The sequence below is a fragment of the Parabacteroides sp. TM07-1AC genome, assembly GCF_003480915.1.
Classification (GTDB): Bacteria; Bacteroidota; Bacteroidia; order Bacteroidales; family Tannerellaceae; genus Parabacteroides; species Parabacteroides chongii.
The window spans coordinates 1-15,501 of sequence record NZ_QUKD01000019.1 but is presented as its reverse complement, the minus strand read 5'-3'; the positions used below and the strand labels follow the sequence as shown (position 1 = coordinate 15,501).

13 protein-coding genes are annotated in these 15,501 nt (G+C 43.2%); 11 read left to right on the top strand and 2 right to left on the bottom strand.

Annotated elements, in window-relative coordinates:
• The 10 genes from DXD68_RS23820 to DXD68_RS23775 form a co-directional block, all read left to right on the top strand.
• Positions 1 to 1,246: DUF3575 domain-containing protein (locus DXD68_RS23820; RefSeq protein ID WP_122363912.1), on the top strand; the 1,246-nt coding region annotated here is incomplete at its 5' end.
• Positions 1,247 to 1,295: 49 nt separating this feature from the next.
• On the top strand, positions 1,296 to 2,189 hold the full coding sequence (locus tag DXD68_RS23815) for a DUF5119 domain-containing protein (RefSeq protein ID WP_122360240.1): 894 nt from the start codon (positions 1,296 to 1,298) through the stop codon (positions 2,187 to 2,189).
• Between the two features lie 54 nt (positions 2,190 to 2,243).
• A complete protein-coding gene (locus DXD68_RS23810) occupies positions 2,244 to 3,185 on the top strand; it encodes a fimbrillin family protein (RefSeq protein ID WP_122360239.1) in 942 nt (313 codons plus the stop codon).
• A gap of 121 nt (positions 3,186 to 3,306) precedes the next feature.
• On the top strand, positions 3,307 to 4,275 hold the full coding sequence (locus DXD68_RS23805; protein WP_122360511.1) for a fimbrillin family protein: 969 nt from the start codon (positions 3,307 to 3,309) through the stop codon (positions 4,273 to 4,275).
• Positions 4,276 to 4,324: 49 nt separating this feature from the next.
• Entirely contained in the window at positions 4,325 to 5,617 is a 1,293-nt protein-coding gene (locus DXD68_RS23800) for a fimbrillin family protein (RefSeq protein WP_122360510.1), read from the top strand.
• A 28-nt stretch (positions 5,618 to 5,645) separates the two neighbouring features.
• Positions 5,646 to 6,758 (top strand): fimbrillin family protein, encoded by a 1,113-nt coding sequence (locus DXD68_RS23795; RefSeq protein ID WP_122360238.1) that lies wholly within the window; start codon positions 5,646 to 5,648, stop codon positions 6,756 to 6,758.
• Positions 6,759 to 6,769: 11 nt separating this feature from the next.
• Positions 6,770 to 7,930, top strand: a complete 1,161-nt coding sequence (locus tag DXD68_RS23790; RefSeq protein WP_122360237.1) for a BF2992 family fimbrillin-A clan protein — start codon at positions 6,770 to 6,772, stop codon at positions 7,928 to 7,930.
• Between the two features lie 39 nt (positions 7,931 to 7,969).
• Positions 7,970 to 10,966 (top strand): BACON domain-containing protein, encoded by a 2,997-nt coding sequence (locus tag DXD68_RS23785; protein ID WP_122360236.1) that lies wholly within the window; start codon positions 7,970 to 7,972, stop codon positions 10,964 to 10,966.
• A gap of 37 nt (positions 10,967 to 11,003) precedes the next feature.
• Positions 11,004 to 11,282 carry an HU family DNA-binding protein gene (locus tag DXD68_RS23780; RefSeq protein ID WP_046146950.1) on the top strand — a complete coding sequence of 93 codons (279 nt, stop codon included), beginning with the start codon at positions 11,004 to 11,006 and terminating at the stop codon, positions 11,280 to 11,282.
• Between the two features lie 107 nt (positions 11,283 to 11,389).
• Entirely contained in the window at positions 11,390 to 11,878 is a 489-nt protein-coding gene (locus tag DXD68_RS23775; RefSeq protein ID WP_122360235.1) for a hypothetical protein, read from the top strand.
• 466 nt (positions 11,879 to 12,344) lie between these two features.
• On the opposite strand, the gene DXD68_RS23770 is transcribed toward DXD68_RS23775, so the two are convergent.
• Positions 12,345 to 13,214: an SIR2 family protein gene (locus DXD68_RS23770; protein ID WP_158585849.1), complete on the bottom strand. Its 870-nt coding sequence runs from the start codon at positions 13,212 to 13,214 to the stop codon at positions 12,345 to 12,347.
• Positions 13,201 to 14,226, bottom strand: a complete 1,026-nt coding sequence (locus DXD68_RS23765) for a ParA family protein (protein ID WP_122360233.1) — start codon at positions 14,224 to 14,226, stop codon at positions 13,201 to 13,203. Before DXD68_RS23765 ends, DXD68_RS23770 begins: the two co-directional genes overlap by 14 nt.
• 303 nt (positions 14,227 to 14,529) lie before the next feature.
• Between DXD68_RS23765 and DXD68_RS23760 the strand changes: the two genes are divergently transcribed.
• Positions 14,530 to 14,841: a hypothetical protein gene (locus tag DXD68_RS23760; RefSeq protein ID WP_233576974.1), complete on the top strand. Its 312-nt coding sequence runs from the start codon at positions 14,530 to 14,532 to the stop codon at positions 14,839 to 14,841.
• Positions 14,842 to 15,501: the final 660 nt, after the last annotated feature.

The window sequence follows — 15,501 nt, the reverse complement described above, 5'->3', positions numbered from 1 at the left end:
CAACGCTTATCAACTGGAACGGATGGGCGGTTTACTCGACGTGTCCCGTGACCAAATCCTAAAAGGTGATTGCCATTTGTTGATCGTCTCGCATGTGAATGCCTATGAATACGAAGATAAAGAGGTTGTGAACGAAGCCTCACTACGGGCCGGACGTATCCGTGCCTATCTGAAAACCCGTTTTGATATTCCCCATGATTGTGTCGCCTTTTACATTGACCGTAGCGGAAACTATCGCGATCAGGTACATGTCTATAAGATATATAAACCACTTCCGTGGTTTGCAAACATCTCGATTCATTATAGTGAAAGCCGTTACCCGGTAGCGGTAGAGGCTGCCATCGGTGAGTATGGTGCAGTCCCTTATGTAGACCTGTACCGTCGTGGCGAGACAGGAGGTTACGACCGTGAAGTGTACCGTATCGACGATCCTCTTTTCGACCGTACGGAACTGGAAGATTACCGTTTGGCTTCCGTAACGGATACGGTACGCCGTAGTAAACGGAAAGAAGAACAGGACATCGCTTTAGCAACTACCGTAACAACGAGGGAAACTGTGCGAAAGGTGACAAAACATAAAAAGATAATCGGAAAAACGGTTGTTCCCGAGAAAACCGGATTGCAAGCAGAGAAAAAAGTACAAACTTCGATGGAACCGAGTCCTGTATATCTGGCCGTAAAAACAAACCTTCTTCCCTGGTGCGGTGTAGTCCCATCGATCCGTTTAGGAACCGGTGAAACGAAAATAGAAACTGGTGCATTTATGCCGAACCTGGAAGTGGAGTGTTGTTTTGCCGGTAGTTGGTCGGTAGCCTTGTCGGCCATGTATTCCGACTTTGCCTATAAAGACAAGCTACGCGATAGCTGGTCTGTCTCTGAAATATCCCTTGAACCAAGATTCTGGCTATCCCCTTCGGGAAGGTTTACCGGTCTGCATACCGGCCTGTTTGCCGAGTACGGTGACTTCGATGTACGTGGCAGCGCGATCGATAGGTCTGAGGATATACTTTACGGCCGGACGGGTTGTTTCTGGTCGGCAGGCCTGTCAACGGGTTACCGTTTCTCCCTGGCCGGAGGTTTGGGGATGGGGCTGAGTGTACGTGCCGGTTACCGTTCGGTCTTCGACGGGAAGAAATACCGCTATGACGCGCCGGATGACCGAAATTATTTGGAAACCCGTTTTGCCTCGACGGGATTTATGTTGGGACTTCGGATCAGTTTGTCGTACCGTTTTCAAATCAGATAGGAAGATGGAAAGGAATAAAAGAAATAAGAAATATCGTATAATACAACTGATGAGTTGGATAATATATGCCGTATGGACCGTGGCGGTCTTGTCTTGCTCATACCGTATGACGGACGAGGATTGGGAGAAGAACGGAAAAGTACGTTTACTGCTTCGTAAACAAAACAGTGGTTGCCCGGATAATATGACATGGTATTTTTATCTGGAAGGTTCTGACAGTCCGCTTATCCGTACGGGTGACGTTTCGGGGTACGAAGGTACGCTGCCTTCAGGCTGTTACCGGGTGGCGGTTTGCAACAGGGGCTGTATGGGTGTCACGCTTGAAATGGAGAAGGGTTATGAGGAAGCCTGCGGAAGGGCTCAGCGGCTTTCTTCCCTGAAATCTTCATCGGTGCAGATAGCCTGCCCTGGTAACCTGTATGGGGCAGGTTTAGACCTGATCGAAGTGGGTGGAAGAGAAGTCGTGGCAAAGGAATTGTCTGCGGTGAATCTTGTCCGTACATTGGAAATGAATATAAAAGTCATAGGAGGGGATAAGGGTGATGTCGTTCCTGCGGTCTTGTCGGGAAGGTTGACCGGTGTTTCGTCACGGGTTCATATACCTTCCGGCAGGCCGCTATTCGATATGCGGGCCTTTATGACGTTCGAGCCGGAAGAGACCGGACCTGGCATTTATACTTCTACCTTAAACCTGTTCGGATTGTCCCCGGGTAAGGAAAGCGGTGAAGCGGTCGACCTGACCCTAACGATGACACTGGCAGACGGAAAGGAAATTACTTCATCCACGGATATCACCGAGGAGGTGAAAGAGGCATTTACCGTCGGAGTTACGACACATGTGATACTGGACCTAGTTGTCCGCTATGATGAAATGTCCGGTTTGACGATCACACTGAAAGAGTGGAAACCGGGTAGCAGCGGTTCGGGTGTGGTGACTCCCTGAAACGAAATGAAGACGATAGTAATAGCAGTAATAACGATAAAACACTGGTATAATATGGAAAGAGGAAAATTATTGATCATGAGTCTGTTGGCAACAGCTTTCTTAAACAGTTGCACCAACACGGAAGAGCCGGTGACGGATGAAGCGATAGAGGTGAATGCCGGAATAACGGAGTCTACCCGTGCGGTGATCGGCAGTGGTTATATGGCTGATCTGGAAGTATCGTTTGCCCGTTTGGATAACCCCGGTACAACGGGTGCTGCGTGGGCCTCTATCGATGCAGTCCGTACAGGTGGTGTGGGTAATACGGCGCTGACTTTTGAGCCGGAACAAACCTATCTGGCGGAAGAAGGCGAGTCTGTCCTAATGGGCTATTATCCCCGCAAGGAACTGAGCGGAACCACTAACCCTGCCAGCGTCACTTACACTATAGCGGGCGACGAGGATATCATGGCGACAGATGTGCAGACCGGTTCGCTGGTCGATAAGTTCGAGACTTTTACTTTTAGCCACCTACTAACCCAGTTGCAGTTCAAATGTGTGGGTTCAGCTGGTGCGATCGGCAAATGGACGGCGGTCGCTTCCATTAAAGTAAAAAATGTAGCCATGGGATTGAAGCTATCGCTGGATAAAACAAGCGGAGCCAAATTGACAGTCACGGGTACGGCCGACCAAACGCTAACAGTAAAAAACTGTCCGTCTACGGTCTCTGCTTTGGATGCTGAAACCCCGCCGACCGGTTATCTGATGCTTTACCCGACGACCAATATGGGAACAGAAGAGTTGCCAATCAGTTTGGAAGTGAAAGGAACGTATGACGGGAATGCGAAAACCTTGAACGTTGCAGTCTCGAATATCAGTGAAGGGGTGAAAGCTGGCTATTCGCATCTGATCACGCTCACCTTTACGGAGGACGGTAAAATAGCGGTAGAATCCGGCATTGCCCCGTGGCAGCCGGGTAGTGGTGGCAGTTCAGTGATCGTTCCGGGAAATTAACAAAGTCAATAATGGTACACAGATAACGCAAATCAGACAGATGACCGCTGATTTAAATATATGATCTGTGTAAATCCGTCAAGATATGGGTCATCTGCGTGCCATAATGAATATTAACAAAATGAATAAACTCATAGTAATAACAACCTTTGTCTGCCTTAGGGGCCTTACCGCCTGTTCGGACAGCAATCCTACACCGCCTCCGGTCCCGGAAACGGCGATTTGCCTGGAAGGTGCGATCGGAGCGTCGACGCGCGGGATAATCGGCTCGGGCTATGAACAGGAGCTGAAGGTTAGCTTTGCCCGTCAGGATGAATCGGCGGTTTCAACGGATACATACAGTGGGTGGGCTGTACACGAGGCTGTGCGTCAGGGTGGAAGGGGGAACCGCCCGATTGTATTTGCCGAGTCGCAGTCGTACCCGGAGGATGGCCGTCATATCCGCCTGCACGGTTATTATCCGGCGGAGGGTGAGCCGACAGCCGATGCAGGAACGGGCAAAGTAACTTTTCGCATAGACGGAACGACGGATATCATGGCAACGGGAATCCTCGAGGGAAATGGTTTTGTTCCGGTGACGACCTGTACGTTCCGTCATTTGCTGACTCAGGTCCGCCTGGTCTGTTACAGTGACCGAGCCGATGCATGGGGAACGATACAAACGATCGAGGCGGCAGATGTACATACCCGTCAGGAACTGGATTTGTCAGCGGAAACGCCCCGTCTGGCGGATATATCTGTGGCGGAAGATATAAAGAACCTCCCGGTACAGGATATTGCCGGTCTGCTAATCCCGCAGGTCGTCTCCGACGGATCGTCCCCCGAGGCACAAGGCTATCTCCTTCTTCCGGTATTTTCGGTGGACGGGACGGCGGCTCATCCGCTCCATCTTCGGATTACGACGACGAAAGACGGCAATGGCAACCTGAAAGAAACCATCTCGGATGTTTTCATCCGGATAGAGGGCGGTTTTCAGATCGGCAAAAGCCATATCGTCTCGCTCCTTTTCACCGGAGCAGGTAACATACAAGCCATGCATGTCAGTGTGGAGGCGTGGACGGAACAAGAACAAGGAGAGATGCCGATATGATAAAATATGAATGAATAAACAGGAAATAAAACTTTTAAAACGAATGAAAATGAAAACGATTATGACAAATTGGGCCATGCTGATAGCCCTTGTGACAGCGTTTAGCTGTACGGAAACAGAGACAGGAATAGATCCGGAACCGGGTGACGGCCAGGTGGCACTGGGTATCAACCCGAACCTGAAAGTGGAAGCCGGAACGAAAGCAGCAACCAAATCGGTTGTAAGCGGCAGTGCGATTACCTATACAGATTATAATAATGCTCCGGGATTGGGCGTAGTGGTGACTAACAATACGGTGAATGGCTGGTACTCTCCCGATGCATCGAGTTCAGGCTATACCGGCCATCATGTATGGTATATGGGAGACGCAAAAGGTGAGAACTGGATTTCGATTACCGAGAAAGGTCTTAGTTATGAACCCAAGAATGAAAAACCTTATTATCTGAAAGAAATGATAGGCAAGGTATATGCTTATTATCCGTATGATGAAAATGCCCTGAGTAGCCTGTCAGGCATAAGCAGTGAATCCGATCTTAAAATCCCGGTCACAGTTATTACCAGCGGAGAGATGGATGCTTCGGCAAATAATGCGAATAAAATCTGGAATGCCACTTCATGGTCAGCCAATAAAAACAAGGGGATGAGCCTGTCTTTGACAACCGAAAAAGACTACCTGTATTTTGATGGGACGGAGGGTGGTCGGAATGTAAACAACGGACGTGCCAAAGGACAGATACCTTTCGATCCGGAGAGTGGTTCGAATAATACCGATGAAAATAACCCTGGTTACCTGATCAACCTGGCCATGAAGCATGCTATGGCGATGGTATCTTTCCGTGTGTATGACGGTGGCAACCTGAGTGATAATGATGTGAATTTTACGAAGTTTGAAATCAAGAACCATCAGAATAGCTCCAATCTTTTTAAAACCGGAACCGGCAAGATGGCGTTGGCAGATGGTGCAATAAGCGATAATTCAACTACCGGAGCACTTAGCCGTACAATTACGAATTACGTCCTGATGAGGCAGATCAAGGAGGGAGAGCAAAGCGACAAAGCATTTATCGAGGATAAGACTACTACCGGACAGGCCGTATCTAAAAAAGTCAGTGCAATCGTCTATCCGATAGCTGGTTTTGGTGATAATGAAATCGATGTAGTGATAACCCTCCAGGAAAGTACTAATACGCCAGTCGAATATACGGTCACTCTGCCGGCTCATGAATGGACGGCGGGCTCTAACTGCATCTATACGTTCTCTGCCGGCCGTAATAAGTTGACAGTGATGGATGTAACTGTGGAAGACTGGGTGGAAGACGAACAACCGGATATTTCATTGTAATACATTAATAATAAAAAAGACAAATCCCATGAAACCATTCTTATACCGATTAGTGACTGTGTTTTTGTTACTGTGTGCTGCGTGTACAGAGGCAGAGATCGTTTTGCCGGGGTCTGGTGGCGACGAGCCGGAAGAGGGTGTTCCTTTTCGAGTGAAGAATCTGGGCATGTGGATGGAGGTAGAGTCGAGAAGTGTCGTGACGGGCGGCCCCGGGGAAACGAATAGGAACCCGAACCCGCTGACCGGGATAGGCATTTGCGTGACGAAACAGAATAGTAGTGGTACGGAGATTTTATACAACAATGCTGTCGGTAGCCAGCAGTTCGTATACAATCCGGCAGGGAGTCCTCCTCTCTGGGAACTGGCAGAAGGAGAGGAAACGCTTCTTTTGTATTCGGAGAAAGGGACAGTTTATGGCTATGCTCCGGCAGAAAAGAGTGTTTCGCTCGCAGGCATTCCGAAAGCTCTTTTAATGAATGGTATAAAGGTGTTGGACGAGCAGAAGTTCTACTTTTCTGACGGTAGCGCAACGGTAAATGCAGCAACGGATGTGCAATGGGAAACCGACCAGGAGGATTACCTCTATTGCACGGCTGCGGATCAGGTAGACCGCTGGCATCCGGAGGTTTCTTTGACGATGAATCATGCATTGGCAAAAGTGAGTTTCCGTGTACTGGAAGTTAATGCAGGTTCTTCTTTTGCCGGTTGCCGGGTGGCTAAAATCGTATTGAAAAGTAAAGGAGGATTCAAAAAGTCTGTTGTTGCCCAATTGAATCTGGCAACGGGTGAAACAACGGGAGCAATAATGCCTGTCGATCAGTTGCAATTTACGGCCGGAGGTGATAAGCGTGTGGTAGGAACCGGAACAGAAGAAACGTCGGAAGTTCCGGTACAGGCTTTTGGTCTGGTTATTCCTGTCAGCGATGTAGGTATCTCCCTGGAGCTGACACTCGATGACGGTCGTACGTTTTATATGGTTCCGGGAGCCGACAGTGACGTTCCTGGAACATTTACCGCCAGTTGGGAAAAAGGATACAACTACATCTATAATATCCGTATGTCGCCGCAAGGGATCGAGATAGCAGATGTGAAAGTGGCCGGTTGGAACGATGGCGGTTCAGTGGATATTCCTGTCGAATAATAAATGAGAAAATGAAACGGATGTTGACACGATTATTTTTGCTAGAACTCTTGTTGACCGGACTGCTTACAGGATGTGCCTGCGGTATGGTAGAAGATATTGTACCGGAGGAAGCCCGGTTGGTAGAGGTCGGATTCGTTAAACCCGACCTGGGGATACCCGCTGTGCTGACGCGTGCAGAAGACACAGAAGTGCCGGCTCCGACTCCGTTGCCGGAAGGTTCAACTGTACGGATTGTTGCTTATTACAGGAGTAGCATAGGGGTAGAGGCTTCTCCCGTTCCGTTTTCTACGACGACTCCCACCGTTGAAGCTACCTATAAGGTCATGGCCGACGGTTCGTTGGCACTTTGTTCGGTAGACGATACGGGAAAACCGGTCGATGGCAAAGCCGAAGGCATGGTTGTCAGGGGAGGAGTGTATGATTTTTATGCTGTTTCTCCGGCAAGGAAACTGGCAAAAAGTATTGATGGAACGTATAAGATAACAGATATTCCTCATAAAGAGGATGTAATGACATCTTTTGTCCGTGGCGTAACTATATCGGCAAGTTCGCGTCTGGTAACTTTGGCGACTTTCAGTCGTAAATGTGCATTAGTAGTATTCAATGTAGCTCCGTCCAAAGAGAATGTGATCCCTTTCACCCGACTGTATGCAACCGGGTTGACCATAAGTAAAATATCCTCGTCCGGTGCAGCTCTTATAGTAGGTGAAGATACCGGTATTCCATGCACCGGTGGCGAAGCCGAAGATAAAACAGAAGTGGTATTTGCTTCGGAAGAATTTGAACCCGTGGAGTCTGATGCCGATAATCTGGGTTTGAACAAGACAAAAGGAATACTTCTTCCTAAAAATACGGAACCTTTTGATGTGGAGATCGAAGTACAAAGGGATGATAAAACGGCGACGTTGAAAGCAACGATCGATAAAAATATATCTTTCGATGAAGGTAAACGATATGTTTTCACCCTGGAGGTGAAGAACAACGAAAGCTCCCTGCTCATGACAGTACTGGATTGGAAGGAGACAATCTTCTTTACAGATGCGAATGTAGGAGCTCCGGACGAACCCTATCCCGACCCGGATATCAATGAAGGAATAGGAACTTCGTTTGTTGTGGCAAGCTGGAAAGAAATTGTATGGACTGATGGGGAAGTTGGCGGTGGTCAATAATTGTGGATATAAAATGACAATAGAATAAAACAGGATATAATGAAACAAATAAGTGAAATAAGGAACAAACATTGGATTCGCCTGTTTGGCTGTTTGGTTTTACTTTGGATAGTCGGTTGTACACAGGCAGACGTGGATGATGATATTCTTTTGCCTACGCTGAAAGAAGTGGATGCCGGTTTTAATCTGAATGTCCTGGCAAACCATATACCGGTAACCCGCAGCATACTGTTTACTGCCGATGGCACTATGGAATCGGATTCGATCGGTACTCGTGCAGCTACTCCGCTGGAAGAGGCACAGGAAAGTAAGATTGCCAGTGTCTGGGTGGGGCAATATGTTGGCGGTAAGCTTTTGTATGCTAAATATATTTCTTCATTAACAGGCAATACACTTAATATTAAATTGAAACATGATAGAGAAGGTTCAGAATCTCATGTGTGGTTCATTGCTAATATGGGTGACCAGGGAGAGGTAGCAACCGAAACTGCTTTGAAAAAGTTGCTGTTGACTTATGTTTCGACCGAAACCGGATTGCCCCAAAGTAATCTGTGTGGAATGACAGGGATGTGGAGCGGAGTAGTACAAGAAGGGGGAGTAAAGGATATCAGGGTGAATTTATCCCGTATGGTGGCTAAGATATCGTTTACTTATTCGATCGCCGGAGAGGGGTTTACTTTTACTCCTAATACTGTGACATTGAACTCGGTTCCGCAGAAAATGCAGGTTGATGTGCCTGAAAACCAATTGGTAGGTATGACATATACAGATTATACCGGAATAGCGGATAGAGACGGTGCTACCATGTATTGGTATCTACCGGAGAATATGGCGGGTATTGTCAGTGATGGGAACGCAATCGACTCAGAAAAGAAGAAGATCGGTATGGGGGTGACAAATGCTACTTATATCGAATTGACGGGTACGGCTGTGCAGGGGGGAGTGACATATAACAATGTTGTATTCCGTTTTTATCCGGGTGATGGAATGAATAATTACAATATCGAGCGTAACTACCATTATGTAATGAAGGTGACGTTGGTCGGTATAGATATTTCCGATGAACGTATTACGGTAAATGAGATACCGCCAATAGAGGTCGATCCGGGAAAGATGCCGGCGGAAAAAGGTGGAATGAAAGAGGTACAGATCACCGCCCGTCCGGGGCAGGCGTGGTCTTTCGATTTGGAAGAATGGTTGTCGGCAATGATAGGAGGTGTGGCTGCCGGAACTGGGGTAACAGTAAGCCATCAGGGGCCTGCTATGGTTACTTTCCAGTCGGTGTCTGCCAATCCGAAAGCCGAAGACAGGAGTGTGACTTTTTCTGTAAATGTGAACGGAGAGAATCAGGAGATAACCATTACGCAGGAAGGATCCGCCTTGTCTAAAGGGAGTGATGTTATCTCTTTAGGCGCGGCAGAGGGTTCGGAAGGGGCTTCTTCCTTTACTACTACAAAAGGTTTACCATGGCTGGCTGCCTTAAGCGGGGAGAATTGGTGGAATTGGGCAGACGATAATCCTGCTTTTTCAGGAGATGAAGCCACGGGGACTGAGCAGGCTTTGAAAATAAAAGCGACAGCCAGTAACCCCTTGGCTTCGGAACGGAGTGGAAAGATAACAGTGAGTGCCGGTACATCGATAGCTGAGATAGGTTATACAGGCTTGAAAGAGGAAATAGTGGTAAAGCAAGCAGGTTCCAGGGTAGAAGGTTCGAGCATGGAAGTAAATCCGGAAGCAGCTAATAATCAAACATCGTCGTTTGTCGCTACATCTGGTTTGGACTGGGTGGCAAAGGTAACGGAAGGTGACTGGATTACATTGGTTGGTGCGACCTCAGGTTCTCAAACAACGGGAAAAGCACAGAATGTGACTTTTAATATCGCTGTCAATCCCTTTTCTTCTGCGCGAAGCGGCGAGATAGTTGTTCGTGCCGGGGATGAAATTGGCGGACCAACCGGAACAATAAAGGTGAATCAGAAAGCCTCTGCACTGACAGTATCTGCCAGTCCCACAACGTTGGCTGCAACAAAGGACGCTGCCGGAACACTCTCTTTTAAAGGAACTTCGGGATTATCTTTTTCTATTACCAAGCCTGATTGGCTGACACTGACCGGTACTATTCCGGAAACAATGAATGGAAACGAACAGAATCTGGGATATAAAACAAGCGAGGTGAATCTCAATAGCACAGAAATATCGGGCGATATAACAGTGAAAGCAGGAAATATAGAAAATAAAGTGGCAGTTAAACAATCGGGCTCCACATTTACGGTGTCTGAAACTGAACTGTCTTTAGAAAAGGATGCGACTTCAGGTAGTGTAAAGGTAAAGGGAACCTACGGTCTACCTTGGACAGTCAGTCCAGCTGGCGGAACAAACGCTATCACTCCCTCGATCGACTCTTCTATTGCAGACGGTTCGGAGCAAGTATTAACATTTAATGCAACTGAAAATATGGGGAGTGCCCGTTCTGCAACATTTACTATTGCTGTAACCGGTGGTGATCATTCAAAAACAGTAAAGGTTAATCAAGCAGGAGATTTAACAAAGATTACTGTTACAATTAATCAGCAAGTATTGAGAAGTTATTATACTCAGATGACTAAAGATGGGGGCAATTGGAAACTATATCCTCCTTTTGATGCAGGTGGAACAGATATGGCTGAATCTCATGGCGTAACAGTTAATTTATCAGAGTCGCCTACAATGAACGGTTCTTATTCTATACAAGTACAAAAAAGCCAGAACCCTAGTGTTTTAACACAAATAAATACGAAGAGTTATTGTTCCAAATTGGATGAAGATGGCACAGGTTGGCGCTTACCTACTCAAATAGAGTTACATGCCATGTATATGAATAAAGAATATATAGAGGGTATTAAAGGTTCTGGTACATTCTTCGGCAGTTACTATTGGAGTAGCTCAATATATGGTGGAAATGGTAAATTTTGTTTATTGCGCTTAAGCGATGGCACATTCAATTATTTAACCACGAATAATCCCTATTATATTCGTTGTGTCCGGGATAACTATTGATGAAAGAATATAGTTAAACACGTAAAGAAAACATATTATGAACAAAGCAGATTTAGTAAACGAATTAGCAGAGAAAATGGGTATTTCGCAGAAACAGTCCCGTAAGTTTATCAATACTTTTCAGGCAATACTGACAGAGAGGGTAAAAGAGGATGAAATAGTACTTCAGGGTTTCGGTACTTTCAAAGCCTGGGAACAGGCTGAACGTACAGGTCGCAACCCTCGTACCGGCATTTCCTGTAAGATACCGGCCCGTAGGAGTGTGAAGTTTAAACCTGGTAAGTTTTTGCTTAGAGATTTGAACCTATCCAAATAGAGAGCAAAAGGGAGGTACAAGTGTTAACCATATAAAAAAGACTTTGTGTCTCCCTGCTTTTATTTTAGATTTCCCTCAATTATTTATTAACGCCTATTGGATATATCATGAAGAAACAAAACAAATTAGAGGCATTATTCCTTAATGGAAAAGTGCCGGAAGTGAACGAGTTTAACCGTAGCCTTGATAAAATGTCGAAGGAAGGTCGTAACCATTTACGTGAAAAGATTTACAAAATTGCATTTACCGTATGGTCAACCTTGCCTAAAAAACACCAGAAGTTCATCGAAGAAGTCATCGTCCATGATCGGCAGTCATACGTAGACTTTATGCAACAAAGAACGGTAATGGCCTGTCTGCGTTGTCCACTCAGGTTTCCTGTTTTGTTTATCCGTATGCTGCATTTGACTGAAGTTGTTGAACGGAGTGCGCAAACTTCTATAAACCATATTGCGATGTCTGTCCTGATTTGTTTTCAGGTTTGTGGTAAGATAGGTACGCTGGCTGGGCATATCAGTAAAGGGGGGATTACTAGTGAAGAGGTGCTGGTGTTGGCGGGGAAGATGAGGGTGGTGGAGTATTGCGGGGGATATTAAATGAGAGATGGATTCATCTGGTATATCGGCTAGAAAGATATTGTCAATGAAGCGGCACTAGTGTTGGTAAGGTAGATGATAGTAATTAGAGTTTTGTAGTATTATGTAAATGAAAACTTTTAATCGGCTTATAAATAAAAAGCAACAGCTTTGCATGACTGTATAAAAGAATTGTCCCGTCTGCCAACTGGTTTTTTATGCCTGGTTGGTAGACGGAATGTTTCTTTAGGTTAGGCTGTAGTTCGAAAAACAGTTGCCTGAACTTGTGAGAGTGACGGTTTTCGGATGGAGAAAATGAGCCTTTATTCCGTATTGGGGGGTATCCACGGTGTTAATATCTCTGTCAAAGTCAATCAAGGCTGTGAATGAGAGTTTGTGCTTACGCAGGTAAAAAGGGAAAATATCAATTAAACTTCTTAGACGAAGATTAGGATGGATGAAGTAGAACTATGATGATACTTAAAGGTTACCAATTTTGGCTTGCAGCTATTTTTGTTTTTTCTTCTTCCACTAAATTTACCAATGCATGAATAGAATCAGATAATTCCTTATGATAATCCCTGTTGTCGTAAGTTAAAAACTTTAAATTGAAAATTTCGGAGTAAACATCCTCTTTATTTTTAATATTTTCTTTAGTGGTAATAAAAAAATGAGGTATAGTAGTATGAAACATAGTTGAATAGTTTTCAAGAAGCAAACGAACATCAGGATCATTAATGCCAGCACCAATAAAAATGAATGTATGCGTCATTAGTAAAGCTTCCATTATTTTATAAAATTTAGCATTGTTAGTTCTTGCAATAGCATAATCTTTTTGTGTAAAAATAACTTTTTGAGGAGCGTCTATGGTACCATGCATTTTTATAACTAACATATCATGTCTTCTCAAACCATCTGCAATATCAGCTTCTTCATCATATTTTTTTATATGTACTGTTCCGTTTGATTCATGTGCAGCATAAGAATCATAAATTTTGTCAAAGTTTGGTGTTATAATTATTCTTTGATTTAGCTTAAAAATGTCCTTATGTATTTCAGCTTCACGAAAATGTGGACGTTCAAATTCATTTTTAAGTAATTCTATAAAATCATTGTCTCCTAATGATTTTTTTAACAATTCACAAGCAAGCAGATAATCTCCATTTTCTATCTCCTTTTTTATCAATTTCTTATCACGAAGGTTATCTAGTGTGTTCGACCCACTTATGAGAAAGCCTTTCCAATCTTTAGGATGAGTTCCAAAATTATCTGTGGAATTCATAGACAATCCTGCTCCCAGAAATAAGACACTTTTATTACGTGCTATACAATTTACTAATTGATTAGGCCATTTCATAAGCATTCAGATTTCTTTTAATTTTATCGGAAATAGATTTCACAACTCTTTCATATTCTTTCACTTTTGAAAAATGTGCACCAACCACTCCATCAGTTCCTGTAAGATTAAAAATTGGCTTATGGGCAATTTGAGATAATGGAATTAAGCTATTAAGTGTAGGTATTTCTCCTATAAGTAAATCATCTTCGGAAAGAGATGGTGTGTAAAATTTTTCTAATTTAGATGATAGCGTTTTATTCATTTTCTTGATGATATTATCATATGCTTTTACTGGTCGCTTAACTCCTTCTTTAGTAGTCTTTGTTACATATTGCTGATATATATAGCCTAGAAAACTTATTTTAACATTTACATTTTTGCCTCCAATAGTATATGGTTCATTATCAAAAGAATTCTGATACTTATTCAATCCATCATCTACAAATTGTTTCCATTTATTGAGTGATTCTGATATGTTATCAATAGCTTTTAAGCTAAATATATCAGAAGACATAGGTATAATAAAATAATCACAAGAAAGTAAAACACTACGATTGATTGCCCCTAATGAGGGACCTACATCGAAGAAAATATAGTCATACATACTTTCCAGCTTCTGTAATAAATCCTTGAAGAGAAATGTAGTTTTTAGACCTCTAGGATTCCCTCCTTGTCCATCTATCCAGTCTGAACTTAAAAAATCTTCAGCTAAAGACAATCGAGTATCTCCGAGAATAATATCAAACCCAAACCACTCGTTATGAATAATAGGTATATTACTACTTTCAATATAATCACTACCACGCTGTAAAGGTCTTATAATATCATATATGGTTTTTGTTTTTGTATTGGAGTATACTTTTTCTAAATCATTCTCATCTGTTACATAAATAGAAGCATTACACTGAGGATCTGCATCTATAACTAACACTTTCTTATTCTCTTTCATTTTCAAATATGATGCAAGATTACAAATAAGTGTGGTTTTTCCGACACCACCTTTGTTGTTGAAAATAGCAATTGAAACCATAATCTATATGAATTTATCTTTAATGACCTACTAGTGAAATTAAAATATTAATATTGAATAAGTAGTATTTATTGTTAATGTTTTGAGAATTAAAAGTATTCAATCTTCTGATTCACAATTATCGTATGCAATATTCGTAAAATTTTTAGACATTTGCAAATAAATGATAAGAAATTTAGTTCGAATTTGATTAGCAAAAAGGGGATATGTAACAACTTTACCTATAATGAAATGATGAGTATGAGATAGTTAAAATGAATCTAACTGTAAAAAATGGAAGCAGAGAATTAATCCGTTCTTAAGATGGCAAGAAGATTGAAAACGAAGATTGAGATATTGGAGAGAACACAAAAAGGAGGCTTGGCTATAACAGGGTGGCTTGAGTGGTTTCTTGATTGTTTGGAAACGGCATTGGTCAATACTGTAAAATCAATCAGTACGGTTTTACAGAAAGCTGATTTCTGGGATAAGTATCGGTTAATCTCCATGAATGAACGGCAAATAAGAATGGTGAATTTGCTTTGGGATGGTTTTGATGGAAAATTAACCTCTTCTAAATGGGGTAAGATTACAAAATGTTCTGCTGATACGGCTTTCGTGATATACAGAATTTGATGACAAAAGGTGTGTTACGTAAAAACAGATGAAGGTGGAAGAAGCATTAATTATGAACTTGTAATGTGATTGTTTGCGGAGATTAATGTCTATATTAGCTGCATAGTATGCGGAGAATGTGTCTGCTAATCTCCGAAAGAGTTAAATAATACTAACTTCCTGTAATTTAGGAAACAAAGTTTTTTATCCTAAAATAAAGGAAGATTTATGAGGAAAGAGGTTATTAAATCGCTGATTGCTATTAAGTAAAGTGAAATCCCGTTTGATGTGATAGAACGGGATGTGAAATAGCCAATCGACCGTAAGAAGATTATCATTATCCCCGGCGTACGTCGTTGTCGTAAATCCACCTTGATGGAAATTGTTGCTGTAAGATGATTGGTTTTAGAGATCGATTCTTTGCGGGAAAATGAATACCCTTTAAGTGGGGAAGATATATTGACTTATATTCAATTATTCGATACCCTTTCGGGTATTTATTTTGTGATTATATTAAAAAGAGTACCTGAAAGGGTATTAAGAATGTTATTGGATGTTGTAAATAAATTAAATCCGTTCCGGAGATTCCAGCGTAAAAATCATTATTTCCTTGATAAACTTTAAATAAGAACCTGAATCCATCGGTGTGATGGTTCGCGAAAAATGGTATTTTAAGATTTT